General features: G+C 62.6%; 24 protein-coding genes. 6 read left to right on the plus strand and 18 right to left on the minus strand.

The window, feature by feature from the left end:
• The first annotated feature begins 2 nt into the window (after positions 1 to 2).
• A complete protein-coding gene (locus K8B33_RS00235) occupies positions 3 to 572 on the plus strand; it encodes an elongation factor P hydroxylase (RefSeq protein WP_223421965.1) in 570 nt (189 codons plus the stop codon).
• A 120-nt stretch (positions 573 to 692) separates the two neighbouring features.
• Here K8B33_RS00235 and K8B33_RS00240 read toward each other — a convergent pair whose 3' ends face one another.
• From K8B33_RS00240 to K8B33_RS00280, 9 genes are read right to left on the minus strand one after another with little or no spacing between them, the layout of a single operon-like run.
• Positions 693 to 1,628, minus strand: a complete 936-nt coding sequence (locus K8B33_RS00240; protein WP_223421967.1) for an AgmX/PglI C-terminal domain-containing protein — start codon at positions 1,626 to 1,628, stop codon at positions 693 to 695.
• On the minus strand, positions 1,628 to 2,131 hold the full coding sequence (locus tag K8B33_RS00245; protein ID WP_223421970.1) for an ExbD/TolR family protein: 504 nt from the start codon (positions 2,129 to 2,131) through the stop codon (positions 1,628 to 1,630). Before K8B33_RS00245 ends, K8B33_RS00240 begins: the two co-directional genes overlap by 1 nt.
• Complete coding sequence (locus K8B33_RS00250) at positions 2,128 to 2,655, minus strand: ExbD/TolR family protein (RefSeq protein ID WP_223421972.1); 528 nt, start codon at positions 2,653 to 2,655, stop codon at positions 2,128 to 2,130. Before K8B33_RS00250 ends, K8B33_RS00245 begins: the two co-directional genes overlap by 4 nt.
• Positions 2,656 to 2,669: 14 nt before the next feature.
• Positions 2,670 to 3,380: a MotA/TolQ/ExbB proton channel family protein gene (locus tag K8B33_RS00255; protein WP_223421975.1), complete on the minus strand. Its 711-nt coding sequence runs from the start codon at positions 3,378 to 3,380 to the stop codon at positions 2,670 to 2,672.
• 48 nt (positions 3,381 to 3,428) lie between these two features.
• Entirely contained in the window at positions 3,429 to 3,737 is a 309-nt protein-coding gene (locus K8B33_RS00260; RefSeq protein ID WP_223421977.1) for a hypothetical protein, read from the minus strand.
• A complete protein-coding gene (locus K8B33_RS00265; RefSeq protein ID WP_223421980.1) occupies positions 3,737 to 4,468 on the minus strand; it encodes a tetratricopeptide repeat protein in 732 nt (243 codons plus the stop codon). Before K8B33_RS00265 ends, K8B33_RS00260 begins: the two co-directional genes overlap by 1 nt.
• The gene (locus tag K8B33_RS00270) at positions 4,449 to 7,481 is read right to left on the minus strand and encodes a tetratricopeptide repeat protein (RefSeq protein ID WP_223421981.1); all 3,033 of its coding nucleotides are present in this window, start codon (positions 7,479 to 7,481) and stop codon (positions 4,449 to 4,451) included. Before K8B33_RS00270 ends, K8B33_RS00265 begins: the two co-directional genes overlap by 20 nt.
• Positions 7,478 to 9,430: a tetratricopeptide repeat protein gene (locus K8B33_RS00275; RefSeq protein ID WP_223421983.1), complete on the minus strand. Its 1,953-nt coding sequence runs from the start codon at positions 9,428 to 9,430 to the stop codon at positions 7,478 to 7,480. Before K8B33_RS00275 ends, K8B33_RS00270 begins: the two co-directional genes overlap by 4 nt.
• Positions 9,430 to 9,975 (minus strand): hypothetical protein, encoded by a 546-nt coding sequence (locus K8B33_RS00280; RefSeq protein WP_223421986.1) that lies wholly within the window; start codon positions 9,973 to 9,975, stop codon positions 9,430 to 9,432. The genes K8B33_RS00275 and K8B33_RS00280 overlap by 1 nt, the downstream gene beginning before the upstream one ends.
• A gap of 747 nt (positions 9,976 to 10,722) precedes the next feature.
• Here K8B33_RS00280 and K8B33_RS00285 point away from each other — a divergent pair.
• Positions 10,723 to 11,595 (plus strand): hypothetical protein, encoded by an 873-nt coding sequence (locus tag K8B33_RS00285; protein WP_223421989.1) that lies wholly within the window; start codon positions 10,723 to 10,725, stop codon positions 11,593 to 11,595.
• 84 nt (positions 11,596 to 11,679) lie between these two features.
• The gene (locus K8B33_RS00290) at positions 11,680 to 12,822 is read left to right on the plus strand and encodes a 4-phosphoerythronate dehydrogenase (protein WP_223421991.1); all 1,143 of its coding nucleotides are present in this window, start codon (positions 11,680 to 11,682) and stop codon (positions 12,820 to 12,822) included.
• Between the two features lie 78 nt (positions 12,823 to 12,900).
• On the opposite strand, the gene K8B33_RS00295 is transcribed toward K8B33_RS00290, so the two are convergent.
• Positions 12,901 to 13,089 (minus strand): PA1571 family protein, encoded by a 189-nt coding sequence (locus K8B33_RS00295; protein WP_223421994.1) that lies wholly within the window; start codon positions 13,087 to 13,089, stop codon positions 12,901 to 12,903.
• A gap of 119 nt (positions 13,090 to 13,208) precedes the next feature.
• Between K8B33_RS00295 and K8B33_RS00300 the strand changes: the two genes are divergently transcribed.
• Positions 13,209 to 14,354: an ATP-NAD kinase family protein gene (locus tag K8B33_RS00300; RefSeq protein WP_223421997.1), complete on the plus strand. Its 1,146-nt coding sequence runs from the start codon at positions 13,209 to 13,211 to the stop codon at positions 14,352 to 14,354.
• Between the two features lie 184 nt (positions 14,355 to 14,538).
• Here the strand turns inward: K8B33_RS00300 and htpX are convergent, their stop codons facing one another.
• The 3 genes from htpX to K8B33_RS00315 all read right to left on the minus strand — a co-directional run bounded on the left by htpX (position 14,539) and on the right by K8B33_RS00315 (position 17,342).
• Positions 14,539 to 15,432, minus strand: coding sequence for a protease HtpX (htpX, locus tag K8B33_RS00305; RefSeq protein WP_223422000.1), 894 nt, complete (start codon positions 15,430 to 15,432; stop codon positions 14,539 to 14,541).
• Between the two features lie 123 nt (positions 15,433 to 15,555).
• Positions 15,556 to 16,104 (minus strand): hypothetical protein, encoded by a 549-nt coding sequence (locus K8B33_RS00310; protein WP_223422002.1) that lies wholly within the window; start codon positions 16,102 to 16,104, stop codon positions 15,556 to 15,558.
• An 11-nt stretch (positions 16,105 to 16,115) separates the two neighbouring features.
• On the minus strand, positions 16,116 to 17,342 hold the full coding sequence (locus K8B33_RS00315; protein ID WP_223422004.1) for a pyridoxal phosphate-dependent aminotransferase: 1,227 nt from the start codon (positions 17,340 to 17,342) through the stop codon (positions 16,116 to 16,118).
• A gap of 92 nt (positions 17,343 to 17,434) precedes the next feature.
• Between K8B33_RS00315 and msrB the strand changes: the two genes are divergently transcribed.
• Complete coding sequence (gene msrB, locus K8B33_RS00320; protein ID WP_223422007.1) at positions 17,435 to 17,869, plus strand: peptide-methionine (R)-S-oxide reductase MsrB; 435 nt, start codon at positions 17,435 to 17,437, stop codon at positions 17,867 to 17,869.
• Entirely contained in the window at positions 17,866 to 18,534 is a 669-nt protein-coding gene (locus K8B33_RS00325) for a DNA-3-methyladenine glycosylase I (RefSeq protein WP_223422010.1), read from the plus strand. Before msrB ends, K8B33_RS00325 begins: the two co-directional genes overlap by 4 nt.
• Before the next feature lie 7 nt (positions 18,535 to 18,541).
• Here K8B33_RS00325 and K8B33_RS00330 read toward each other — a convergent pair whose 3' ends face one another.
• The 5 genes from K8B33_RS00330 to K8B33_RS00350 are packed head-to-tail and all read right to left on the minus strand — an operon-like array spanning position 18,542 to position 24,358.
• The gene (locus tag K8B33_RS00330) at positions 18,542 to 19,378 is read right to left on the minus strand and encodes a thioesterase family protein (protein WP_223422013.1); all 837 of its coding nucleotides are present in this window, start codon (positions 19,376 to 19,378) and stop codon (positions 18,542 to 18,544) included.
• Positions 19,379 to 19,388: 10 nt separating this feature from the next.
• Entirely contained in the window at positions 19,389 to 20,966 is a 1,578-nt protein-coding gene (locus tag K8B33_RS00335; RefSeq protein WP_223422016.1) for a class I adenylate-forming enzyme family protein, read from the minus strand.
• The gene (locus K8B33_RS00340; RefSeq protein WP_223422019.1) at positions 20,963 to 21,787 is read right to left on the minus strand and encodes an HpcH/HpaI aldolase/citrate lyase family protein; all 825 of its coding nucleotides are present in this window, start codon (positions 21,785 to 21,787) and stop codon (positions 20,963 to 20,965) included. The genes K8B33_RS00335 and K8B33_RS00340 overlap by 4 nt, the downstream gene beginning before the upstream one ends.
• A gap of 1 nt (position 21,788) precedes the next feature.
• Complete coding sequence (locus K8B33_RS00345; RefSeq protein WP_223422021.1) at positions 21,789 to 22,994, minus strand: CaiB/BaiF CoA transferase family protein; 1,206 nt, start codon at positions 22,992 to 22,994, stop codon at positions 21,789 to 21,791.
• A gap of 14 nt (positions 22,995 to 23,008) precedes the next feature.
• Positions 23,009 to 24,358, minus strand: coding sequence for an MmgE/PrpD family protein (locus tag K8B33_RS00350; RefSeq protein ID WP_223422023.1), 1,350 nt, complete (start codon positions 24,356 to 24,358; stop codon positions 23,009 to 23,011).

Genomic DNA, 24,358 nt, shown 5'->3' on the forward strand with positions numbered 1-24,358 from the left:
TCATGAGGGTGGCTAATCTAACCCATTACACCAACGCTGGCGAGGCGGATCAGCCTGTCGAGCCGGTGCATCGTGCGCAGGATCTGGAAGCCCTGTTTGCGCAGACGTTTGCTGCACACTACAACACCGTGTTGTGCGGGGGCGCTGAAGAGCCGCTGTATCAGCCCGGTGCGCCGCACCGCATTGTTTATACCCGGGATTATTTTCGCAGCGCCTTGCATGAAGTGGCGCACTGGTGCGTGGCGGGCGAAAAGCGTCGGCAGTTGCCGGATTACGGGTACTGGTACGCACCGGACGGCCGTGACGCGGTGCAGCAGCAGGCATTCGAGCAGGTTGAGGTCAGGCCGCAGGCGCTGGAGTTGCTGTTCTGCGAGGCCTGTGGGCATCCCTTCAGCGTGTCGCTGGATAACCTTGAGGGTCTGTCGGGTGTGTTGGGTGAGGCGGCCAGCCGCAATGACGCATTTGCCCGGGCCGTAGCATCGCAGGCCGAAGTGTTTCGCGCACAGGCGCGTGAGCAGCGTTGGGCGCGCTGGGTGAGGGTGTTACGTGCGCACTATACATTGGGCAGGTGAATGGGCGGGCGAATGAGCAGGCCAACAGAGCAGGGGACTGCCGTGCGGGAAAATGCCGGTGCCATGGCATTTCCCGCAGACAGCCGTGTCGAAACCGGGCGCTGATCTGCCCGGTCAGCGTCAGCCCGGGAAGAAGTTGATCGGGTAATCCCCCTTCCAGACAGAGACGGGCAGCGCGCCAAAGTCCATGCTGCGGACCACCATCAGGATGCGCCGTTCCAACTCGTCATCGTTCAACTCCGAAGAACGGATGGACACGTTGGTAACGCTGCCGTCCGGCGCGATTTCCAGTGCCAGCACCACGGTGCCTTCCAGGGTGGGATTGCCGCGCAATGCCCGCTGGTAGACGCTGTTGATGCGGCCACCGTAGCGGTCGAAAGTACGGCGTAGCTGCTCGGTGGTCCGGCGGCCTGTGCCATCGGGCCGCTGTTCTACGGTCGCCGCTGCCTGGGCGCTGGCGGCAATCTCGCTTTCCACCTGCGCCATCTGGCCGCCTTCCAGGCCACCGCCGCCACCACCACTGGACACACTGCCGGTGCTGATACCGCCGGAGCTGCGCCCTGCACGGCTGGTGAGCAGGTCACGCTGGACCTCGGTGGTCTGATCCCCGCCCCGGCGCAGTTCGCGCGCCGAGGATACCGGCGGGGCCAGATCCCGTAGCCCGGCCAGAGAATCCTCGAACACCTGAACTTCCTGGCGCGCACGTTCGCGGGCCTGCTCAACCCGTTCGGGAGTGCGTTCCGGTGGCGGTGTCTCCGGTTCAGGTTTTGGCTCTTCCTCCTTGGGTGCCTCCGGTTCCGGTTCGGGCTCTGGCGGCTTGGGGGGCTCGGGTTGCTGCTTCTGCTCAATCACCAGTCGCGCCAACCGTTCCGGAATTTCATCGGCGCTGGTATCGCGTTTCGGCACGTCCGTGGTTTCGATGATGTAGACCAGCGGGATGAGCAGTAACAACAGCACCGCCAGAATACCGTACTGGCGGCGGCGTTCTCCGGGGAGCGGGTCCCAGGGCAGCATGCCATCAGAGAGGAGGACGGACTTGCGTGATGCTTTTGCCATCATTCGTCCTCCCCGCTGATGCGCAGCACTGCGAAGGAGACCTTGTTGTAGTCAGTCTGGCTGGCGCTGTACATGATGCGTTGAATGACGGCGAAATGAGCATGCCGGTCGCCCAGGATCATCAACTCCCGATCTTCGTCGTTGCTGCCCAGACGTCGCGCTCGCTCGGAATAGGTATTGAGCACCTCCACCAGAGCGGGAATCACGCGGTCGTCGCCGGACAACGCTTCGCTGACAGACACTACGGGCCGTTCCTGCACCAGAATGTCCCTGGCACTGATCTGTACCGTCAGCACTTCATTGGGCACTTCCTGGGCAATGGATGCCGGCAGCGTGATATCCGGGTTGTCTGGCAGCTGCTGGGTATTGGTCTGATTGACCAGCAGGAAGAACACCAGAATGGTGAAGATATCCATCAACGCCGTCAGGTTCAGCGGCATGACTTTCTTGCGTCTGCTGTAGTGACGGCCTTTGCGCTTGGCGCGGGGGGATCGCTGTCTCATGACGTACCTCCCGCACTGTCAGCACGTTGCGTATCCGGCGGCGCCGAACCGATACCGATATCCGGGAACAGCTCACGGCGAATACGTTGCCCGTTCAGTTCCACCTCGCGCAGGCGCACGGTGTCCATGGTCTGGATCAGCAACTCATAGGGCGTGTCATCCTCGCACAGCAGGGTAATGTCGTTGACGTCCGGGAAGCGGCCTTTTACTTCCAGCAAATACTCATGCAGGCCACTACGGTCGTGCTCGCCATTCTCCGTATTGGGCAGGATCTTCAATGGCCCGCTCTGGCGGTCAATCACCTCATAGCGGTCCTGATAGATCATGACTTCCAGCACGATGGCGCGTTGGTTTTCTGATTCCGAGGGCGCGGCGTCATCCGACGGCAGGTTCAGCTGCAGGATGGCGACCTGGGCGAATACTGCATTGAGCAGCAGGAACGGAATAAGCACTACCATCAGGTTCAGAAAGGCAGTGATGTTCAGTTCCACCTCGGTATCACGTTCTCGTCTGCGAAAGCGCATACCGGGCTCCTGGCTTATTCGGCTTCAGCTTTACGCTGTTCCTGCTGGGTCATGGCATGGCGATAGACATTGATGAATTTCACCGAGGCCATTTCCATGCTGTCGACAATCTTGTTGGTCATCGAGTTGATGAACGCATGGGCGAGCAGCAACGGAATCGCCACCATCAGACCAAATGCCGTGGTGTTCATGGCCACAGAAATAGAGGCAGAAAGCAGATCCGCTTTTTGTGCCGGGTCAGCACTGGCTACCGCAGTAAACGCTGCGATAAGACCCAGAATGGTCCCGAGCAGGCCGAGCAGGGTGGCGATGTTGGCCAGCGTGCCGACGTAACCGGTGCGGGTTTCCAGACGTGGCAGCACTTCCATCAGGCCCTCTTCCATCGCCAGCTCCACGTCTTCGTGGCGGCGTGATGTGCGGGCGCGATCCAGGCCATAGCCGATGACGCGTGCCAGACCGGTTTCCTTGTTTTGCACCGCTTCCATAGCCTGGCGGAACTGTGCCTTGGAGAGCAGTGGAAACACTTCTTTCCAGGTTTTCTGGTTACGGCTCTTGATGCTCTGCAGATAGATGATCCGCTCCAGCACGATGCCGAGACCGACGGCCAGTACAACAAGAATGGGATACATGAACGGACCACCATTCTGGATGAATCCGATGATGGTAGCGACCAGGCCCGGATCTGCAGCCGGTGAGGTGGCGGCGTCGAGTGTGGATGTGGGCATGCCTGTCTCCTGAGATATGCCTGATATGCAGGCGTTACGGTTTAAACGTTATTGTCCGGACGACGCATTGAGTCGCTGGTGGTATTCGATCTCCCGCAGCAACACGTCCTGATCAAGCGGTTCAAGTACACGATCAAGCAATGATGACGTGGGATCTTTGCGTTCCAGTTTTACTTCGCGCTCTTTCCAGGGCACCACATTCAACACCGTAGGTGCTTCCTGGCTGCCGATGATATTAGTGCCGACGCCGGCGCGGTTGCTGCTGCCTGTGTCACGCTCTTCGGCAAAGACGAGATTGCCGAAAAGTAACGTTGCCAGGGTGCCGAGCAGGATACCGAGAGTACTGAAATGCCGCATCACAATGTCTCCTCGGTAACGTCAGGTTGTCGCCGTTCAAGATCTGTAATCCAGTTGGCCACCGTGCTGTCGGGTTGCCGTTGCAGCGCCTGATACGCCTGGAAGTGCGCCAGGGCTTGCGGTATGTCCTGCAGATACAGTTCGGCCAGCACGCCGAGATTGAAATGGGCCCGCGCGTACAACGGATCAAGCGTCACAGCGTGTTGATAGTGGTCCGCCGCCTCAGCGAAGCGTCCTTGTTCGCGCAAGGCGATACCCAGGGCGTTGTGTGCGTAGGGGTTTTGTGCATTGACGTCCAGCGCCTGGCGCAATGCAGCCTCGGCGTCTTGCCAGTTTTGCTGGCGCAAGGCGATCAGGCCGACATTGACCCACGGCCCCGACAAGGCCGGGTAGCGTGCTGTGAGCGACTGGAACACCACCAGTGCGCGGGGCAGGTCATCATTGCGCAGATACTGCAGCCCGCGAAAGTATTCTTCCGTGGCGGCCGCCGCCATGGGGCGAACGGCCGGATCATGGGGCACCGGCGGGATATGTTCGGCATCACTGTCAGCAGCGGCAATGCCGACACGCTGGGCAGCATGGCGTGATTCGCCGGGCTGGCCGCTGCCTTCCAGGCCATGTTCCGGATGGCTGGCGCAGCCACTGAGCAGGGTCAGCGCCAGTACTGGCATTAACAGTACCGGCATCAACAGTGCCCGGTGCCGCTGCAACTCAATAGATGATGTCGACATAGGGCTCCACCTGTTCATATTTGGCATAGCGACCGGGCAGCAACTCGCCCAATGCACTGAAACTGCGTTTTACCCAGTCGTCATAAATGTCGTCAGCGACCATGTCGGTGTTGGCCATGTACAGATCAATGGCCTGGTCTTCGTAGGGCAGGGCCTGCTCTTCCAGCAGCAGCTCATACATTTCCAGTTCCAGTTCATCCAGGCCGCGGGGGCGTTCGCTGTCCATGATGTCGCTGGCGAGCACGCGGTACATTTCGCCAATCTGGAATTGCGCTGCGGTGGCATATTCGGCAACACCGATGGCTGCCACATTTTCATAGCGTTGCAGGGCCTCGCGCATGGCGTCTGTTTTCTGCGTCAGGCTGCGGCGCAGGGGCTGTGTCAGGCGGATGCTGCTGAACGCCTGAAACTTCTCTTCTGCGAGGGTGAAGCCAGCCCAGGCACCGAGCCAAGCAACACGGTCACTGGCGTCGTCACCGGCATCGGCGAGTGTTTCCACCAGTTTCTGCAACCAGAAGTCACGGCGTTCATTGTCCTGCTGCGCGGTATAAAGCGAGGCCAGGCGATACTGACCTTCGGCGCGCACGGCGACGGGTTCCGGCCAGGCCCACACGTACTTGCGATACAGCCGAATGGCGCCCTCGGTATGTTCGCGGCTGCCTGTTGCCTCGATCGCCTGATCCTGCATTGCTGCGGCTTGCCAGAGGGCCTGGCGTGACAATTCCGGATCGCTTTCCTCGCTGGCATCAGCGATACGTTCCAGCTCCAGAGCAGCGGCGGCGAAGTTGCCGGTGGCCTCATAGGCGACGGCGAGCTTGTCTGGCACCGTTTCGGTCAGGACATCATCCGGATAGCGCCGACGGAAATCTTCCAGCACCTTGATGGCGGAGGTGTGGTCGGCTTCCGCGATATACAGGGTGGCGGCGTCAAATTCTGCATTCTTTCTGATGCTGGCTTGCGGATAGACCTGGCCGACCCGCATGAACATGGCGGCGGCAGCGAGCGTGTCACCCTGTTCATCACGCAGTGTTTCGGCCTGCCGGTAAACGCTGGCAGCGAGCTGCTCGCGATAGCGGCCTTGTTCGGCGTCGCTCAAGCCGGGCAGGGCCAGCAGGGTGCTGTAGGCATACTCGGCCACATCATGGCGCCCCAGATCGAATTCCCCATTGGCAATGGTGGCCCAGCCATAACGCAGCATGGCGTCATCGGGTTGCGGCTGGCGATTCACCAGAATGCCGGCAGTGCGCACGGCGCCCCGGGTATCGCCGCTGGCGAGCTGATCTTCCGTCAGGCTGTACAGCACTTGCGGCACCCGTTCATGGGTGGCGAAGGTGCTGGCGAACAGCAGGCCGCTGCGAATCTTGCGTTGTCGCAGATCATCCTGTGCGGCCTGGGCCTCGGTGCTGGCATCAGATGCCGCCTTCAGGCGTTCCTGCTCTGCTTGATAAGCCACCAGCGCAAAGTAACCGGCGTCGCCAGCGTCGGCGTATTCCGGATAGCTGTAGGCGGTACGTTCGAATTCGGTAATGGCCTGCTCGAATGCCTCGCTGGCGAACAGCACTTCGGCATAGCGGTGATTGATGTCTGCTTGTGCTTCACCCGGCGGCGGCGTGTCCAGATACTCGCGGTACCATCTTGCTGCCAGCGCATAGTCAGTGGCGTTGGTACCGGATTGGGCTACGGCATGATAGTGCCGGGCCAGATCAAGAATGTGGCCTTTCAGCTGGTCCAGATACTGGGCGCGGATATCTGGCTGAGCCAGCCAGAACTCGCTGCTGACGCCGTAACGTTCAACAAACTGTTCCTTGGCCGGTAGCACCAGCGACGGAAAGCCACCACGCTGATAGGCCTGGATTTCTCGGGTAGAGAAGGCCGGTGCGCGATGGTCCGCCGGATAGACACGGACAAACGTATCGAAGGTATCTGCCGCATCGCGATAGCGTTCCTGCTGCAGGTAGACCTCGCCGAGGCTCTCGTAGATATCCGCCTCGTAGTTTCTGTGGCCGGTGCGCGCAAACCAGTTGCGCACGGATTCTGCACCATCAAGATTGATGAAGGTGAGGCTGACAGCACGCCGCGTATCCTGCATCAGCTTGGCCTGCATGGAGGTGTCGCTGGCCATGGCCGGGTGCGCATGCAAGTGATCAATCAGACGGAAGAAATCAGCGAGGGCACGCTGGAAATCACCCATCAGGTATTCGCTCCAGCCACGCTTGTAACGCGCCTGTTCGTAGAACTCGCTACGGGGCTGCGCGGCGATCACGGTGGCATACGCGCTGGCGGCTGTGTCGTACTCGCTGTTCATGAAGAGCAGCTCACCACGGCGGAATTCCGCTTCGACCACGTACTCGCTGTCCGGATATCGCTCAACCAGGTTTTCCAGCGCTACCAGCGAGCTGTCCAGATCACCGGCCAGCTCATGGACTTTGGCCAGGCTGTACCAGGTATGGGCCAGTTGGTCCGGGTCCTGTGAGGTTTCCAGCAGGCTGTGATAGAGCATGATGGCGGTGCTGAGATTGGCATTCAGCTTGCCGCCCTCCAGATCAGCCGCCACGTTGCTGGCCAGGCCGAGTAGCGCGAACTTCTCCTCGGGATCATGCGTGTCCTGTGCGCTGCGCATGAAGTTGTCATACAGCATGGCATCGATATCGGCATCAACGCTGCGGTCGGCGCCAGCAAGTGTGTCGACTTGCGGCTGCTCCCTCAGATCTTCGGTGCGGAACTGCTGGTCTTCTGCCGCCGACACGGCCAGATCCGCCATGCGCTGCAATGGTGCCACGCGCTGCGCCGGGTCCTGGAACAGCTCTACGGCGCGGCGATAACTCTCCAGCGCCTGCTGCGGTGTAGCACGTTCCAGCGCTTCCGGCGCCACTGCGATATCCATCTGCTCCAGATCGGCCAGCGTGGTGCCGCCGTAACGCACCGGTTCGGCAGTCTGCTGGCTGGCGCAGCCAGCCGTGAGCAGCATGACCATCGCGGCCAGCGTCTGGCGGCGGAAGCCTGGCACGCTCATCGTTGATCTCCTCGGGTGGTAGTGCCAGGTCGTGTACCTGAGTAGGCGGCATCCTGCAGGCGCGCGATGGCCAGATGTGCCTCGCCGAGCTGCTCGCCCAGGCGAGCGCGCCGTTCGGCCAGCACGCGCAGGGCTTCATTTTTTAATTGCTGACCAAGTTCGGCCAATGCGTCGTCGGCGTCGTTGATCAAGTTGGCAATGTCAGCTTCTCGTGCTTGCAACCGGGTGGCCAACTGCGTTTTGCCGGCCGCTTCAGCGTCGTTGAGCAGCTGCTCGAGTGCGGCGGCACGCAGCGCCTGGATGCGAGCCTCATCGCGTAACGCCCGCGCCGTTTTTTCGAGTTCAATACGGCGTTGCTCTGCACCGTGGGCGATATCCCACAGCAGCAGGCCACGCAGACGCGCCAGGCGACGGCGTTGTTGTGGTGACAGGCCCGGTTGTGAATTCAGTGCTTGCAGCCGTTGCCACATGATGGATTGCGGCAGGTCGGCCATGTCATGGGCATAACGGATATCCAGTTGCGCGGACATCGCGCTGTTGAGCATTTCGGCCTCTTCGCTGAGCCGGGTTTGCTGTTGTTGCATGGCTTCCAGGCGTGCGCGGGCGCTCGGGAGTACCCGGGCATGCTGGCGCTGGCGCTGGGCCAGTGTGTCCTGCAAGGCGGGCAACTCGCGCTGTCGGCGCTGCAACAGCTCACGCAGGCGCGTGATCTGCTGATATTGATGATGTCGTTCGGAAAAGCCGTGACTCGCGAACAGGGCGTACAGGTAGGGCATTTCTTCCCCCTGCGCCGCGTCGAAGCGCGCCAGGCGCGCCATCGGGTCCACGTCACGCCGTTGCCCGCCATTGTCCGCCAGTTGTGGCAGCCATTCGGCGTTATCCACATTGCGAATGGCGCGCTCTACCTCATGCAGTGCCGCACGGTAATTCCGTGCCGCCTGCTGATACCCGGCCAGCGCCTGCGGTTCGGCGCCCAGTTCTTCGAACGCACGCGGGGCCAGCAGCATGGCTTCCTGAACAGACTCGTGCGCCGGATGGCGCGTCATCAGCTCCATCCACAAGGGCAGGGCGGCGCGGGGCGCGCCACGTTCGAAGTTGACCAGGCCCAGGACCATCAGGGCCTCGTTGGAAAAGGGGCCGTCGGCCCGCACCTGGATCAGTGCATCCCGGGCACCACTGAAGTTGCCTGCGCGCAGTTGGCTCAACCCTTTGGTCAGTGCGGCGCGATCACGTAGTGCGCGTATTTCTTCACTGTCCGGTGGCAGTTGTATGACGTCATCCAGGGCGCGCAGGCCGTTGCGCAGGTCGCCGCTGCGCAGACGTGCTACGGCAACGTTATAGCGTGCGTAGGCACCGGACACGCTGGTCAGGGCCACCTGTTCCAGCTGTCGTGTCGCGCCGGCAAAGTCTCCCTGGGCAATCAGGATGTTGGCCAGCATCAGTTGGCCGCGTACCGCAAGCGCCTCAGGCAGCGCCTGAACCGACTTGCCCTCAAGAACGCGCCGGGCCGTCCCGTGTTCGCCCTGACGATAGTGCAGAGACGCCTTGTGCAGCCAGGTTTCGGCGCGCGTCTGTGCCAGCATGTCGCGCGCCAGCAGCCGGTCAAAAATCTGTTCGGCTTCTGCCGGCAGGCCGTAACTGACGTACAACTCGCCCATCAGCAACTCGGCATAGCCGGTATCACCGTTGAACAGCCCGCGCGTCTGATTGACCCGCAGCCCGGACAGGGTGCTGAACTGGCGATCGCTGTAATAGTCGAAAATGGCCTCGCCGAACACCAGATAACGCTGCTGTTCCTCGCTCATCGCCTGCGGGCCGGTGGGCAGATCATCGAACAGCACCAGCCGCGTGGGCGAACTGGCAAAGGCGGACCCTGCAAGGGCGGACACTGCAAGGGCGGCAGACAGTACGCCGGCTGTCAGTTGTCGGGTTCCGGTACCGGCGCGCATCACTGATCCCATTCGTGGAATTCGAACCGATGCTGCATGGCGTCGAGGTCATCGACGACGCGCAGTTCAATCCATTTCCGGCCTGGTCCTTTTTCGAAGGTATAGGAGGTGCTGCGCTGGTAATCCTTGCCGCGCGGGTCATAGCCGGTGATAACCGCCTCGAGCTGGTTGCGCCCGCTGCGCAGATTGCCGGTGTACAGGCGCTGGATCCCACCCTTGGTCAGCGCGTCGAATTCCTGATCGGAGTAGAAGTGGTAGCCCACATGCTGACCATTGAGGGTCAGGTTGATGTCCACCAGACGGATGGGGGTGCCCACATCCACGGACAGGAACAGGGCGGCCTGGGAGCTGGGGTAGAGCAGCTCCTCTTCGAGCAGGGACAGGTCGCGATTGAGATCCAGCACCTCACGGCGCAAGGTTTCAATGCGCTGGGACAGCGGCTCTGCCCCCAGCGCGGCAGCGCCATTTGCGGTGGCAACGGGAGAATGAACGGAGAAAAGCACTAACATGGCCTTGAGGGCCATGAGACCGGTACGCATTTTCATTGATATGGCCTGAGGCTGTGGTAATGCTGTTTATTGTTATTGACCCTTCGCGCCGTCACGGCGTCGGCTTATGTGAGCATTTGTAACTGAGAAGAAAGGACTAAATCAAGTCTGGATTTTGCCAGACGTTGGGCAGAGCGAGTGTGAGGTGGGTCACTTTCTGCTTTTTCGCGACCGTTGTCGGTATGATATCGACACGATTGCTACTGTAGGCCGAATGCCTGAGTCCTGTGGCCGATTACGAAAACAGGCCGACCGGGTGCTGGCCGGCCGCTCGGGTTCCCAGCCCCGGGCAGCATGGCCGACGGTCTCGCGCTGCTGCCTCGGCGACCTTGTTGGTGTAACGGTGGGGCGGGGAGCGGGAAGCCTCAAGGCGGTCATTGTGATAACAGTTACGCTTTTTGCCCCGATCTGCTTTACAATGCGCGCCGAAAGAAAATGGAGGCGGATCTTTCAGGATTCGGGAACAGGCAAGGATGCGTGTGTAACACTCTTTATAGGCGCCCATGGCGTCGTCTATGGCTGCCGGGTCGTGTGGGCCATCGCATCCATCCTTTGCCGTTATACCCTCACCTGCAATGGTCTTCTGACCTCTTGCCACCGTTGTAGCAGTCGCTGGATTGCTCTTACTGGAGTGCTCTGTTGTGTGCGCGGTTGTGCGCGCTACGCGTGGTGCGAAAGCAAGAGTAGATAAGGTCAGATTTCGGGAATGTTTTATTCATCAATACGGAGGATGTTCGGGTGAAGATGCCTGCTTTGGTTGTGTCATGTTTGGGGGTTGTGGTGTTGGCGGCTTGCGGCGGCGGTGGTAGCAGCGGCTCGCCCGGGCCGGCAAATGATGTGGTGACGTTGCAGTCATTGCAAAGCGCTTCTGGCAGCGTGCCCGAGGGGGAGTGGCGCCATGCCAGGATTGAGGTGCCGGCGGGTTACGCACGCCTGAAAGTGGTGGCGAACCGGAGTGGGAGTTCCGGTAGCACGCGCATGATCATGTTGAAAACCATGAAGGGGAGCGACGCGCTTCTGAATGGGCCAATGGTGGAATGCGATACGGTGATGGATGGCGCCAACATTACGTGTGAGGTGGAGAACCCGTCTGCAGGCACCTGGTTCATCTCCCACAAGGGGCTTGAAACCACATCGCTGTCCATGACCGTCTATTACGACAATCCGGTTTCACTTGCTGCGTATGGAGGCAGCACCTATGCCGCTGTTAACCAGGGCGATGCGGGTTATATCAACAATGGCAGTACGACAGGTAACTACTGGAGTGGCTCTGCTGTAGGGCAATGGCTGGGCGTCGCGCTGGATCAGGATTACCAGATTACCGAGGTGGTCGTGCACTCCAATGCGGGCGCATCGATTCCCCGTCCATTTTCCTTGCTGGATGCGAGCGTTGAAGAGGCCGGGAATGATCAGTTCTACTATCTGTTCCGCCACAATGAGGTGTCTACCTATTGTGCCAGCGCCGTTTTTTCCAGTGATCGACACTGGTGCAGAGTGGCTCGCGAGCGGCGGCCAGCGGGCGACATCAGCATCGAGCTGCAGAATGGTGCCTCGGTTTCGGCCGGGGATGTCCGTGTCTACGAGATTGAAGTGCATGGCTTTACCCCGACCCCGTAAGGCGCTGGCGCAGAGGTGATCGGCGCGGCGTACAATGGTGTGGCGGAAACCCATTGATAGTGAACGCCAGGATGACGTCACACCATGAAGATCATTGCCGACGAAAACATGCCCGCCCTGACGCTGTTCTCGGCGCTGGGTGAGGTCACTCCCCGTGCGGGGCGCGGGCTGACACAGGCGGATCTGCGCGATGCGCAGGTTTTGCTGGTGCGTTCGGTGACCCGCGTGGATGAAGCCTTGCTGGCAGATACGCCGGTGCGTTTTGTCGGCTCCGCCACCATCGGCACCGATCATGTGGATCAGGCCTGGCTGGCCCGTCACGACATCCACTTTGCCCATGCGCCGGGCTGCAATGCCATGGCGGTGGCGGAGTATGTGTTGCAGGCGGTGCTGGACTGGGCGTGCGAGCAGGGTCGGGCGCTGGCGGATCTGCAGGTGGGCATCGTCGGGGTGGGCAATGCGGGAGGGCGCGTGGCCGCTTTGCTGGCGGCCGCCGGTTGCCAGCTGCGCTGTTGCGATCCGCCCCGGGCGGCGGCGGGGGACACTGTGGCAGGGGGCTGGGCGTCGCTGGATGAGGCGCTGGCCTGTGATGTCGTCACGCTGCATGTGCCGTTGAGCAAGACGGGCCCGGATGCCACGCATCACTTGCTGGATGCGACCAGGCTGGCGCGGCTGACACGTGGGCAGTTGCTGATCAACAGCAGCCGTGGCCCGGTGATCGACAATGCGGCGCTGTTGGCGCGTTTGCAGGCTGACGGCCCGGAGGTGGTGCTGGATGTCTGGGAGACGGAACCCGCAGTGCCCCCGGCACTCTTTGCCCTGGTGCGTTGGGGAACGCCGCATATTGCCGGTTACAGTGTGGAAGGTCGCACGCGAGGCTCATTGATGGTGTATGAGGCCCTGTGCGCGCATCTGGGCCAGGCCGCTGACGCGGCGGTGTTGCCCGAATCCCCGTCAATGCAGATCAAGGCAATGCAGATCAAGGGCGGCATCCACGGCGCGCCGGATATGTTGGCGCTGCTGCGGCAGCGTTGGGATATGCGGGACACGCATGCTGCGTTGGCTGCGGTGGTGGCTGGCGATGAGGGCCGTGCCGGGTTCGACCGCCTGCGCCGGGAATTTCCTGCACGTCACGAGGTGGCCGGGGTAGAGATCCGGGGCGAGGTGCACGGGAGCTGGGCTTCTGTGCTGACAGCCCTGGGCGCCACGTTCTTGCCAGACGTATAAACCGGACGAAAAAAGCCCCGATGGCTTCAGGCCATCGGGGCTTTTTCGTTAAAGAGGTCGGTGATTGAGCGGATAGGGTCAGCCGGCGCGGTGATGCGCGGCGCGCTCATGGGCCGGGTAGTGCCAGACATGTTCGAGGCGCTCGCACGCCTGCTGTATCATGTCTTCCGTGATCGGGATTTCACGTCCCTGAGCATCAATAAGCGCCGCACCATGGAAGTCCGGCTTCTGCTTTACAGCGTACAGTTTCGCGGTTTTCTCGCTCATGGGGCACCTTTCGGGCTGATGGCTCTTGGTTTGATCATTGTGCTCGGTCAACACAGGTACACTAACGCGGCGTTCTTGCCGCCTCCAAGTGAAGTATTGTTTCGAGATATGACGCCCGTATGAATTCTCAGGAAAATCCGCTGGTTATCGGTTTGTTGGTCAATCCCTGCGCTGGGCTGGGAGGCGCTGTGGCGCTCAAGGGCAGCGACGGCGAGCAGATCATGCGCGAGGCGCTGGCCCGAGGCGCTGTGCCGCAGGCCGGGCCGCGCACGCAGCGGGCGCTGGCGCTGTTGGCCGAGGCCGGGGTGCCGGTGCTGCTGCGGGTCTGGGGCGGCGACATGGGCGCGGATTGGGCGCAAGCGGCCGGCTTGCCGGTGGAGGTCATCGGGCAGCCGGGGGCAGGCCTGACCTCCGCAGAGGATACGCGCACGGCGGCCGCTGCCCTGGTGGCGGCGGGTATTGATGTGCTGCTGTTCGCCGGCGGGGATGGCACGGCGCGAGATGTGCTGGACAGTGTTGGCGCGGCGGTGCCGGCCCTGGGTATTCCGGCCGGTTGCAAGATGCATTCAGCGGTTTACGCGGTGAACCCGGAAGCGGCGGGGCGCCTGCTGGTGGCGCTGGCCCGGGGCGAGCTGGTGAATGTCATGGAAGGCGAAGTGCGGGATATCGACGAAGTGGCCTTCCGCAACGGGCAGGTGCGGGCGCGCTATTACGGCAGCTTGTCAGTGCCGGCGGATGCACGTCTGTTGCAGCAGGTGAAATGCGGCGCGCCGGAGCAGGAAGATCTGCAGGTCGGTGAGGCCTGCGCCTGGCTGGCGGAACGTATGGCGCCCGGCGTCACCTACCTGATGGGCTCCGGGTCGACGGTGGCTGCGTTGATGGAACAGTTGGGGCTGCCAAACACGCTGCTGGGGGTGGATCTGGTGCGTGACGGGGCGCTGCTGGCGGCCGACGTGACGGCGGACCAGATTCTGGAGTTCATGGGGGACGCACCGGCGCGCGCGGTCTTGACGGTGATCGGCGGCCAGGGCCACCTGTTCGGGCGGGGCAATCAGCAGCTCAGCCCGGCCGTGATCCGGCGTCTGGGGCGTGACGGGCTGCATATCCTGGCGACCCGCATCAAGCTGGCCTCGCTGGACGGTCGGCCCTTGCTGGTGGACACCGGCGACGCTGCGCTGGATCGCGACCTGTGCGGTCTGTTGCCGGTCATCGCCGGCTATGAAGATGAAGTGCTTTACCGCGTCGCCACCGACGCCAGCGAATAAATGAAGGGTGCAGGGCAGATCGTCCGGGGGCGCAGGGTGTGCGTAGGGTGTGCTGAGTGCAACGAAGCGCACCGCAAGCTGCCAGCACACACCGCAGGTGCGGCAGTGAGCTGGGGCTAATGGTGCGCTTCGTTGCACTCAGCACACCCTACTGGCACCCTGCGGGCACCCCGCGCATACCCGATCAGGCGTGGCGGTTTTCGCGCAGGGCGGCGATGCGGTCGTCCAGCGGCGGGTGGGAGGCGAACATGCGGCGCATGCCGGTGCGCACGCCCATGTTGATCCCGAACGCGGTCATGGATTCCGGCATCTGGTCTGGCACGCCGGATTCGGCTTTCAGGTGCTCCAGCGCGCTGATCATGCCCTGACGGTTGGCCAGTCGTGCACCCGCGGCATCCGCGCGGTATTCCCGGAAGCGGGAGAACCACATGACGATGGCGGACGCCAGAATGCCCAGTACGATCTGCGCCACGATGGACGTGATGTAATAGCCGGGGCCATAACCGCGCTCGGTCTTGAAGATGACCCGGTCCACGACGTGCCCGATGATGCGCGAGAAGAAGATCACGAAGGTGTTCACCACCCCCTGCACCAGGCTCAGCGTGACCATGTCACCGTTGGCGACGTGGCCGATTTCGTGCGCCATCACCGCTTTCACTTCTTCCGGCGAAAACCGTTGCAGCATGCCCTCGGATACGGCGACCAGCGCTGAATTCTTGTTCCAGCCGGTGGCAAACGCGTTGGCTTGCTGGGCCGGGAAGATGCCCACTTCCGGCATACCGATGCCGGCCTTGGTGGACAGCTCGCGCACGGTCGCCATCAGCCATTGTTCAGTCTGGGTGCGGGGTTGGTCGATAACCCGGACCTTGGCGGCGCGCTTGGCCATCCATTTGGAGATGAACAGCGACACCATGGAACCGGAAATACCGAACACGGCACTGAAGATCAGCAGTGCCTGCAGGTCCAGATCCACGCCGTTGGCGGCCAGGGTCGAGTTGATCCCCAGCAGGCTCAGGACGATACCGGCTACCAGCAGTACTGCTATGTTAGTCAGCAGAAACAGGCCAATTCGCATCATTGTGTGTGGCTCTCCGTAGTGTCCGTAATAGTGTTCATAGCGATTCGTTATCAGTGATTTGTTATGAATAATGTGGGCTTTCGTGCGGATTTCAAGTGAAACCGGTATGACTGCCCCTTGATCTTACCCGTTGCTTTGACAGCTGGCATCCGGCAGGTTCCGGGCTGAGCCATGCTCGTCGACGGCATCGGCGTCTACGGCGTAGTTGCTCAGGCTGGCGGGCGAGATAACCGCCTCCGGCCGGCGCGCAAAAAAGAACCGCATGATGGTGCTGATGTCGTCAGACGTGCCCTGGCGCAAGGCTGCGCGGATCTGTTCCACCAGCGCGCTGTGCTCCGCCGCCACCGAGGGTGGCAGGTCCGGCGCCGGTTGGGCCAGCCGCACCGCGCTGGCGGCGCTGAGCAGCACGAACGCCTTGTTGGTCAGCACCGCCTGATCAATGCCGTCCTGGTAGATCAGGCTGGTATAGCGCAGGTAGCCTTCATCGGCGAGCCACAACAGGGCGCCCAGGCAAGCCATATAGCGTCCCGAGTGCAGGCCCACCTCGTCCGGCTCGTCCGGGCCGGAGATATCCTCCACATACACCGCCCGGGGGCGGGGGAAGCTGTTGTACAGCTGCAGCAGAATGCGCGCGGCATCGCGGCAGAAATCGTCGATATGAATATCAGCCATGATTGACGGCGCTATTTACGGCGCTTCTCCAGATACCGCCCGATGCGGGTAATGGATTCGGTGAGATCGTCCATATTCGGCAGAAACACGATACGGAAATGATCCGGCTTCGGCCAGTTGAACGCCGTGCCCTGCACGACCAGCACTTTTTCCTGGCGCAGCAGATCCAGTGCAAAGGCCTCATCATCCTCTATCGGATAGATATCCGGGTCCAGGCGCGGGAACAGGTACAGCGCCGAGCGCGGCGTAACACAGGATACGCCGGGGATGTCGTTGAGCATGGCCACCGCCAGATCGCGCTGTTTGCCCAGCCTGCCGGTGGGCAACACCAGATCGTCGATGCTCTGGTAACCGCCCAGGGCGGTCTGGATGGCATGCTGTGCCGGCACATTGGCGCACAGCCGCATGGAGGCCAGCATCTCCAGCCCTTCGATAAAGTCTGTCGCCCGATGGCGCGCCCCGGAGATGATCATCCAGCCCGCGCGGAAACCGGCCACACGGTAGCTTTTTGACAAGCCGTTGAAGGTGACGAACAGCAGATCATCGGCCATCGACGCAATAGACGTATGGGTTTCGCCATCGTAGAGAATCTTGTCGTAGATCTCGTCGGCAAAGATGATCAGGTTGTGCTGGCGAGCCAGCTCCAGCAGTTCCTGCAGGAAGCTTTCGCTGTAGTTCGCGCCGGTGGGATTGTTCGGGTTGATGATCACCAGCGCACGGGTGCGCGGGTTGATCTTGGCCCGAATATCGTCCAGCGACGGCTGCCAGTCCTGTTGTTCATCACACAGATAATGCACCGGGGTGCCGCCGGAGAGCCGCACGGCGGCAGTCCACAGGGGATAGTCCGGCGCCGGAATCAGGATTTCGTCGCCGTTGTTGACCAGCGCCTGCATGGCCATCACGATCAGTTCGGAAACACCGTTGCCGAGAATGATGTCGTCGATGGTGACGCCATCAATGCCTTTCTCCTGGCAGTAGTGCATCACCGCCTTGCGCGCCGGGAACAGCCCTTTGGAATGACAATAGCCGGTGGAATCCGCCAGATTGTGGATCACGTCCTGCAGAATCTCGTCCGGGGCGTCAAAGCCGAACGGCGCCGGGTTGCCGATATTCAGCTTGATGATCCGATGGCCATCTTCCTCCATGCGGTTGGCTTCACGCATGACGGGGCCGCGGATGTCGTAACATACGCCTTTCAGTTTATCGGACTTGAGAATCAGGGAAGAATCCGCACTCATGAATAACAGACTGGTCAGAACAGGGAAGGAGCATTCTACAATGGCGTTTCCTTCGCTGTATATGAAGCCGGACACCCGGCGGGAGTGACACAGTGACAGACACGGATAAAGCGACAAAAAGCGATGCCCAGTGGCGGGCAGCGCTGGATGATGAAACCTACCGCATCACGCGCCAGCATGGCACCGAGCGGCCTTTTACCGGGCGCTACAACGATTGCAAGACGCCCGGCACCTATCTTTGCGTATGCTGCGGTACCCCCTTGTTCAGCTCACAGACCAAGTACGATTCCGGCAGCGGCTGGCCCAGTTTCTATCAGCCGGTAGCTGGCGAGGCGGTGCAAGAGATCCGCGACATGACCCTGGGCATGGTGCGTACCGAGGTGCTCTGCGCCCGTTGCGACGCCCACCTCGGGCATGTGTTCGAGGATGGCCCGGCGCCCACCGGGTTGCGTTACTGCATCAATTCCGCCTCGCTGACGCTGGCGGAAGAGGGGCAGGGTGAGGATGGGGGAGAGCGCGACGCGTGAAGCCCTTTTCCGACATCCATAGCCTGGCCTGTCGTCGCCACGGCGGCCCCAAAGCCGTCGCTGCGGGGCTGCCGTCCATCCTCACTCCGGCGGCACTGGCAAAGAAAAGCGATGCCTTTTACCTGTCCGCCATGATGCGCCGGGTGTTTCGCGCTGGCTTGACCCACAGCCTGGTGGACGCCAAGTGGCCCGCCTTCGAGGATGCCTTCTTCGGTTTCGATCCGGAAAAACTGGTGCTGATGCCCGACGACATGCTGGATGCCCGCATGCAGGACACCCGGCTGATTCGCCATTACGGCAAGATGCGCGCCATTCGTCACAACGCGCAGCTGGTGACGGACGTGGCCCGTGAACACGGCAGCTTCGGGCGCTTTATCGGTCAGTGGCCGGACGACGCGGTGGCCGATCTGTGGCGTGAGCTGAGCCGGCGCGGCAAGCAGCTGGGCGGCAATTCCGCGCCGGCGTTCCTGCGCATGGTGGGGCGCGATACCTGGTACCCCACCGGTGACGTGCTTGCCGGCCTGATTGCCAATGGCGTGGTGGACAAGGCACTGGCCAGCCAGCGCGACCGCCGCGCCGCCCAGCAGGCTTTCAATCAATGGCAACAGGAAAGCGGCCTGCCGCAGGCGCATATCAGCCGTATTCTGGCCATGACTGTGGGGTGATAGCCCGTCAGGCAGGCGCCGCCCGCTTCGCTTTGCGTTGCGCCTGCACGGTTTGCATCACATGCCCGATGCCGCCCTGTTCGTCATACAGCCGCGCATGAATGATGCCGGTGCCGTGGGGCTGGAACAGGTTCTCCGCCTGCATGCCGATCCAGTCGGATTCGGGGTAACGGTACAGCGACAGGGTGATGTCGGCATTGATGGTGCCCAGCCCCGGGGCCAGATCCAGGTGTGCGGCGCCGTTGCCCATGTCGGCGAGCATGGCCAGATGCACCAGTGGCGAGGGACGGGTACCGGCCAGAATGGCAGCGGGCAGGCGCAGCCAGCACTTGCCGTAGCCGCTCAGGTTCCACGGCGATAGCGGGCGGATTTCCAGGAGCGAATGAATGCTGTGCGGCACATCCGGGCGCCGGGTGCGCATCCACTCGGCCATCAGCATCTCGTCGAGGGTGCTGTGATGGGGCAGGGGTGCGGGGGCGCGGGGCGCAATATCGGGCACGGCTACGTCGTCGCGGTACTGGGCCAGTGCCAGGGCCTGGGCCATCAGGCTGTCGCCGGCATACAGGCGGATTTGCCACAGCTTCAGCCGCCCGCCATCGCGCAGGGCCAGGCATTCACTGCGCAGCGGCGCATTGGGCACCGGACGCATGAAATCCAGGGTCAGGCGATTGAGCATGAAGGTCGGGTGCTCGGCCACCAGCGCCTCGGCCAGAAAACCGAACAGCCCGGCCACGGCGGAGCCGTGCAGCACGGCGCCATGCCAGGGGCCGTTGGCCAGCGAGGTGGGGAGGAACAGGTCGCCATCACGCGTGTACAGCGGTGCCCAGGGGGTGGGTTGCGTCATGTCGTGTCCCCTATTGCTGTGGCCAGTAGGGCGCGCGCAGTTCGCGTTTCATGATCTTGCCCAGGGGGTTGCGGGGCAGGCTGTCGTGGAATTCGATCGCGGACAGGCGCTGGGTCTTGCCCAGTCGCTCATTGACCCAGTGGCGCAATGTCTCTGCATCAATGTCGGCACCGGGCCGGCGCACCACGATGCCCAGTGGGGTCTCGCCCCAGGCTTCGGAGGGCACCGCGATGACAGCCACGTCTTCCACCTGTTCGTGGCTGCTCAATACCTTTTCCAGATCTTCCGCAAAGATATTGAAACCGCCGGACAGGATCATGTCCTTGCGCCGATCCAGCAGATAGACAAAGCCGTCTTCGTCGATGCGGGCCATGTCGCCCGTGCGGTAGAACACCTGGCCCTGTTCATCGTGCCAGAGCATCTCCTGGGTCTGTTCCGGGCGCTTGTAGTAGCCACGCATCATGATGCTGCCCCGGCCGACCAGTTCGCCCGCGGTGTTCGGCGGCAGAACGCGGCCCTGTTCGTCGATGACATGCAGCTGCGTGCCCTCACCGGCCTTGCCGACCGAGTCCCACTTGTCGGGGAAGGCGTTGCAGTTGAGCACCGTGCTGCCGCCGCCTTCGGTCATGCCATAGAGTTCGAGCAGCGTGCCGGGCCAGCGTGCCACCAACTGCTTGATCAGCGGTGCGCGCAGTGGTGCGCCGGAGGACATCTTCAACTGGAAATGCGACAGATCGGTGTGCTCGAACGCCGGTTCGGCGAGCAGGCGCTGATACTGCACGGGAATCATGATGGTGTGGGTAACGGCGTGTTGTTCGGCCAGCGCCAGATAACCGGTGGCGTCAAACTTGCTCATCAGTATCAGCAGGCCGCCGCTTTTCAGGGTGGGCAACAGGCCCACCATGGTGGTGTTGGAATAGATCGGGGTGGCCAGCAGGGTCACGCAACCGGGCCCGAAGCCCATGCGCACGAAACGATCGTGTTGATGCGCGCGCAGGCGATGGTCGTGGACAATGCCCTTCGGGCGCCCGGTGGTGCCCGAGCTGTAAATGATGTTGAACGCATCATCCTCGTGCAGGGTGATGTCGGGAGCATGGTCGGGCGCGTCGCCCAGCCAGTCTTCCAGCGCCTGCCAGCCGTCAAGCTGCCCCTGCAACAGCAGATGGTGGGCGGCGGGCACGCCGGCCAGCGGTGGCAGGGTGTCGGCATACTGCGGATCGCAGAACACAAAACGTGTGTCGCAGTCGTCGATCATCAGCGCCAGGCTGTCCCCCGTGGCCATGCCGGACAGCGGCACGAAGCAGCCGCCCGCGGCGAGGGTGCCGACCAGCAGCGCGACATAGTCACGGCTGTTGGCGCCCAGCACGGCCACGGTGTCGCCGCGCTGCAGGCCGCAGGCGATCAGGCGATGGGCAATGCGGTAGGCGCGTGATTGCAGTTCGGCGCGGGTCCAGCGGCCGGTATCGTCAATCACCGCAGGCGCGTCCGGCGCCTCGGCCGTCAATTGCCGCAGGCGGTCGGGGAGGGACTGGAAGACGGTATCGACGGCGGCGGCATGGACCGGCATCTCGGTGATCAAGCTGTTCATGCGGACTCCTGTTCTGTCTGGCCGTGACGGGCCATGATCTGTTGGGCGCGACGGATGACCGGGGCATCGACCATGCGACCGTCGAGCTGGAAAGCGCCTGCGCCGTGTTCGGCGGCCCCGGCCAGTACGCGTCGGGCCCAGTCCACCTCGGCAGGGTCATGACCGAAACCGGCATGGGCGGGCGCAATCTGTTTCGGATGGATGCAGAGCATGCCGGCAAAGCCCATATCGCGGGCCTGGCGGGCGGTCTGGTGCACGACATCCGCATCATTGAATTCTGTGCAGACGGTCTCCAGCGGGGCGGGCAACCCGGCGGCCCGGGCGTGCAACAACAGGTCATAGCGCACGGCATCAACAATGCGCCGGGCGGCCGGGCTACCCGGAGTCAGACCGAGATCGACACCGAGATCGAGGCCGCCATAGCTCAGGTGCTCCACGCCCTCGGTCCGGGCGATCTCGGCCAGCGCGCGGAGACCGATCGCGCTTTCAATGAGCGGCCAGACTGGCAAGCTCGGGAAGCGCGCTGCGGCCACATGGTAGGCGGATTCGGTTTTGGGCAATACCAGGGCGCGCAGTCCGCCATGTTGCCGCACCAGGGCCAGGTCGTCCTCGAACCAGGGGGTATCGCCGCCGTTGATGCGCACCGCCACCTTTGCGCCGTGATGCGTGCGCAGGAACGCCGCGAAGGCCTGGCGCGCGCTGTTCTTGTCGGCCGGGGCCACAGCATCTTCCAGATCCACAATCACCACATCGGCGCCGCTTTCCAGCGCGCGCGGAATACGTTCGGGGCGGCTCGCCGGTACGAACAATGCGGAACGCATATCAGATCACTCCTTTTTCGCGCAGCGCGCGGATGCGGTCGGGCGCGTAGCCCAACTCCTGCAGAATGCGGTCGTTGTGCTGGCCCAGATCCGGCACGGCATCCATGCGCGGGGTCCAGGCGTTGCTGGTGCCGGGCGGCAACAGCGCAGGAATGTCGCCCGTCGGGCTACCGATGGTGGTCCAGCGCTGGCGGGCGCGCAGTTGCGGGTGCGCCCAGACGCCGTGCATGTCATTCACATGGGCATTGGCGATCTGCGCGTCATCGAGGCGGGCGATGACCTGGTCGGCATTGAGCGTGGCGAAGGTGTCATGGATCAAGTCGCGCAGCAGATCACGATGGGCGACGCGTTGCGCGTTGCTGCTGAAACGGGGATCGCTGGCGAGGGCGGCATCACCCAGCACTTTTTCGCAAAACAGCGCCCATTCCCGTTCGTTTTGCAGGCCCAGCATCACCTGCTGGCCATCGCCGGTGGCGAAGGGGCCATAGGGATAAATAGTGGCGTGGGCGGCCCCGGCGCGCGGTGGCGGCGTGGCGTTGTCGAAGGCGTAATAGAGCGGATAGTTCATCCACTCCACCAGGCTTTCCAGCATCGACACATCAATGCCGGAACCCTTGCCGGTGCGGCCGCGCAGCAGCAGCGCGCTGAGAATGCTGGTGTAGGCGTACATGCCGGCGGCGATGTCGGCGATGGAGTTGCCCGCCTTGGCCATCTCGTCGGGGCCCCCGGTGACGGACAGAAAACCGGCTTCGCTCTGGATCAGCAGGTCATAGGCTTTCTTGTCCTGATAGGGACCGCCTTCGCCGTAACCGGAAATGTCGCAGACGATCAGTTGCGGGAAGCGTTCATGCAGCGCATCGAAAGACAGGCCCATCCGTGCGGCAGCGCCGGGCGCCAGGTTTTGCACCAGCACATCGGCCTCGGCCAGCAGGCTGTCGAGAATGGGGCGGGCGTCGTCCTGTTTCAGGTCCAGCGTCAGGCTTTCCTTGGAGCGATTCGTCCAGACGAAATGCGATGCCAGGCCGTTGACGCGCTCGTCATAATGACGCGCGAAGTCGCCCACGCCGGGCCGCTCCACCTTGATCACACGGGCGCCCAGATCGGCCAGCTGCCGGGTACAGAAAGGCGCGGCAATGGCATGTTCCATGCTGATGACGGTGAGGCCGTCCAGTGGTCTGGGGGCTTGGGCAGGGGCTGTGCGTGACATGCTGTGGTCCTCCATCAGAACAGATTGCGCAGGTCGGTGTGGCTGCGCAATGACCAGACCGTATCAATCCAGGCCTGCGCCCGGGTGGGTGTACCGGCGCCGGAGAAGGCCACCAGTCGGTGGAATTTGTCTTCCAGTTCGGGGCGCGTCAGGGTGTTGCCCGGATCGCCGCGAGGTTCGTCGATGGCGCCATCGAGGCTGCGGCCGTCGCGGGTCTGTACGCGGATGCGGCCAAGCCAGCGTTGCGGGTAGGCGCTATTGACCTGCTCGTCCAGCACCATGGTGACGCGCTCGCGAAAGGCGGCCACGCGCGGATCGGTGAGGGCGTGGTCGCGGAACTCCTCCAGCCCGGCCTTGCCGTGTACGGCGATCAGGCCGAGCACCGTGCCCATGGAAAACTTGGCCTGGTGAATGCTCTGCGGCACGGTGACGCGGCCGAGCACATCAATGGCGCCCTGATGCACGCGCGCGGTAACGCGGTCGATATCGTCGGCGCGCAGGTTTTCCCGTTGTATCAGCGCCAGCAGGGCATCGGCGGCCGGGTGCGTGTGGCGGCAGGACGCATGGAACTTGAACGAGGTTTCCAGCAATGCCCAGCGTTGGCCGAGCCGATCATTCAAATGACGCGCATCGGCGTCCGAGGACAGGCCCGCGGCCAGCCCTTGCTCACCTTCAAGAATATTGCGTGCACCGGTCAGCCCGGTTTCCGTGAGGTAGGCGGCCATCAGGCCGTCAGCGGCGGCCTTGGCCGTGTGCAATTGTTTCGAGTCGGCGGCATCGCGCAGGAACTCCCACAGACCGGCAGCCTGGGTGCCGGCACTGCCCAGCACATGGGTAAAACCCTCGGCATCCAGGCGCAGTATCTTGCCCACCGCCACGGCAGCGGCCAGGGTGCCCACGGTGGCCGTGGTGTGAAAAATCCGGTAATGCGAGCGGCCCAGAAATTCACCGATGCGAATACCGGCTTCATAACCGGCCACGGCGGCCAGGATCAGGGTCTTGCCATCGCAGGCGATATCCTGGGCTGCTGCCAGCGCGGCAGGGAATACCACGGTGGCGGGATGCAGCACCGAGCTGTTGTGCAGATCATCCTGTTCCACCACATGGGACGCGGCGGCGTTGACCAGTGCGGCAAACCAGGGCGAGCTGTTGCTGCCGTGATTGATGCGCTGGCTGTAGCCCTCGGCGGGCCCCATGCGCGTGGCGAACCGCTCGAACAGCGGGATCGGATGTTCGTGGCGGCCCGCCAGCAGTGATGCCAGCCAATCGAGAAACAGCTCCTCGGTGCGCGCAATCACCGCCTCTGGCAGGTCGTCGTACTGCAGCCGGGCAAGAAAGTCGGTCAGGTCCTGTGTGGCGGTCAT

Source organism: Alcanivorax limicola (assembly GCF_019931215.1).
In the GTDB taxonomy this organism is placed as follows: Bacteria; Pseudomonadota; Gammaproteobacteria; order Pseudomonadales; family Alcanivoracaceae; genus Isoalcanivorax; species Isoalcanivorax limicola.

What these genes read in the sequence shown, in the direction of transcription:
- K8B33_RS00235 (WP_223421965.1), top strand. Translation starts at nt 3, where the DNA reads ATGAGGGTGGCTAATCTAACCCATTACACCAACGCTGGCGAGGCGGAT.
- K8B33_RS00240 (WP_223421967.1), bottom strand. Translation starts at nt 1,628, where the DNA reads ATGGCAAAAGCATCACGCAAGTCCGTCCTCCTCTCTGATGGCATGCTG.
- K8B33_RS00245 (WP_223421970.1), bottom strand. Translation starts at nt 2,131, where the DNA reads ATGAGACAGCGATCCCCCCGCGCCAAGCGCAAAGGCCGTCACTACAGC.
- K8B33_RS00250 (WP_223421972.1), bottom strand. Translation starts at nt 2,655, where the DNA reads ATGCGCTTTCGCAGACGAGAACGTGATACCGAGGTGGAACTGAACATC.
- K8B33_RS00255 (WP_223421975.1), bottom strand. Translation starts at nt 3,380, where the DNA reads ATGCCCACATCCACACTCGACGCCGCCACCTCACCGGCTGCAGATCCG.
- K8B33_RS00260 (WP_223421977.1), bottom strand. Translation starts at nt 3,737, where the DNA reads ATGCGGCATTTCAGTACTCTCGGTATCCTGCTCGGCACCCTGGCAACG.
- K8B33_RS00265 (WP_223421980.1), bottom strand. Translation starts at nt 4,468, where the DNA reads ATGTCGACATCATCTATTGAGTTGCAGCGGCACCGGGCACTGTTGATG.
- K8B33_RS00270 (WP_223421981.1), bottom strand. Translation starts at nt 7,481, where the DNA reads ATGAGCGTGCCAGGCTTCCGCCGCCAGACGCTGGCCGCGATGGTCATG.
- K8B33_RS00275 (WP_223421983.1), bottom strand. Translation starts at nt 9,430, where the DNA reads ATGCGCGCCGGTACCGGAACCCGACAACTGACAGCCGGCGTACTGTCT.
- K8B33_RS00280 (WP_223421986.1), bottom strand. Translation starts at nt 9,975, where the DNA reads ATGAAAATGCGTACCGGTCTCATGGCCCTCAAGGCCATGTTAGTGCTT.
- K8B33_RS00285 (WP_223421989.1), top strand. Translation starts at nt 10,723, where the DNA reads ATGCCTGCTTTGGTTGTGTCATGTTTGGGGGTTGTGGTGTTGGCGGCT.
- K8B33_RS00290 (WP_223421991.1), top strand. Translation starts at nt 11,680, where the DNA reads ATGAAGATCATTGCCGACGAAAACATGCCCGCCCTGACGCTGTTCTCG.
- K8B33_RS00295 (WP_223421994.1), bottom strand. Translation starts at nt 13,089, where the DNA reads ATGAGCGAGAAAACCGCGAAACTGTACGCTGTAAAGCAGAAGCCGGAC.
- K8B33_RS00300 (WP_223421997.1), top strand. Translation starts at nt 13,209, where the DNA reads ATGAATTCTCAGGAAAATCCGCTGGTTATCGGTTTGTTGGTCAATCCC.
- htpX (WP_223422000.1), bottom strand. Translation starts at nt 15,432, where the DNA reads ATGATGCGAATTGGCCTGTTTCTGCTGACTAACATAGCAGTACTGCTG.
- K8B33_RS00310 (WP_223422002.1), bottom strand. Translation starts at nt 16,104, where the DNA reads ATGGCTGATATTCATATCGACGATTTCTGCCGCGATGCCGCGCGCATT.
- K8B33_RS00315 (WP_223422004.1), bottom strand. Translation starts at nt 17,342, where the DNA reads ATGAGTGCGGATTCTTCCCTGATTCTCAAGTCCGATAAACTGAAAGGC.
- K8B33_RS00330 (WP_223422013.1), bottom strand. Translation starts at nt 19,378, where the DNA reads ATGACGCAACCCACCCCCTGGGCACCGCTGTACACGCGTGATGGCGAC.
- K8B33_RS00335 (WP_223422016.1), bottom strand. Translation starts at nt 20,966, where the DNA reads ATGAACAGCTTGATCACCGAGATGCCGGTCCATGCCGCCGCCGTCGAT.
- K8B33_RS00340 (WP_223422019.1), bottom strand. Translation starts at nt 21,787, where the DNA reads ATGCGTTCCGCATTGTTCGTACCGGCGAGCCGCCCCGAACGTATTCCG.
- K8B33_RS00345 (WP_223422021.1), bottom strand. Translation starts at nt 22,994, where the DNA reads ATGTCACGCACAGCCCCTGCCCAAGCCCCCAGACCACTGGACGGCCTC.
- K8B33_RS00350 (WP_223422023.1), bottom strand. Translation starts at nt 24,358, where the DNA reads ATGACCGCCACACAGGACCTGACCGACTTTCTTGCCCGGCTGCAGTAC.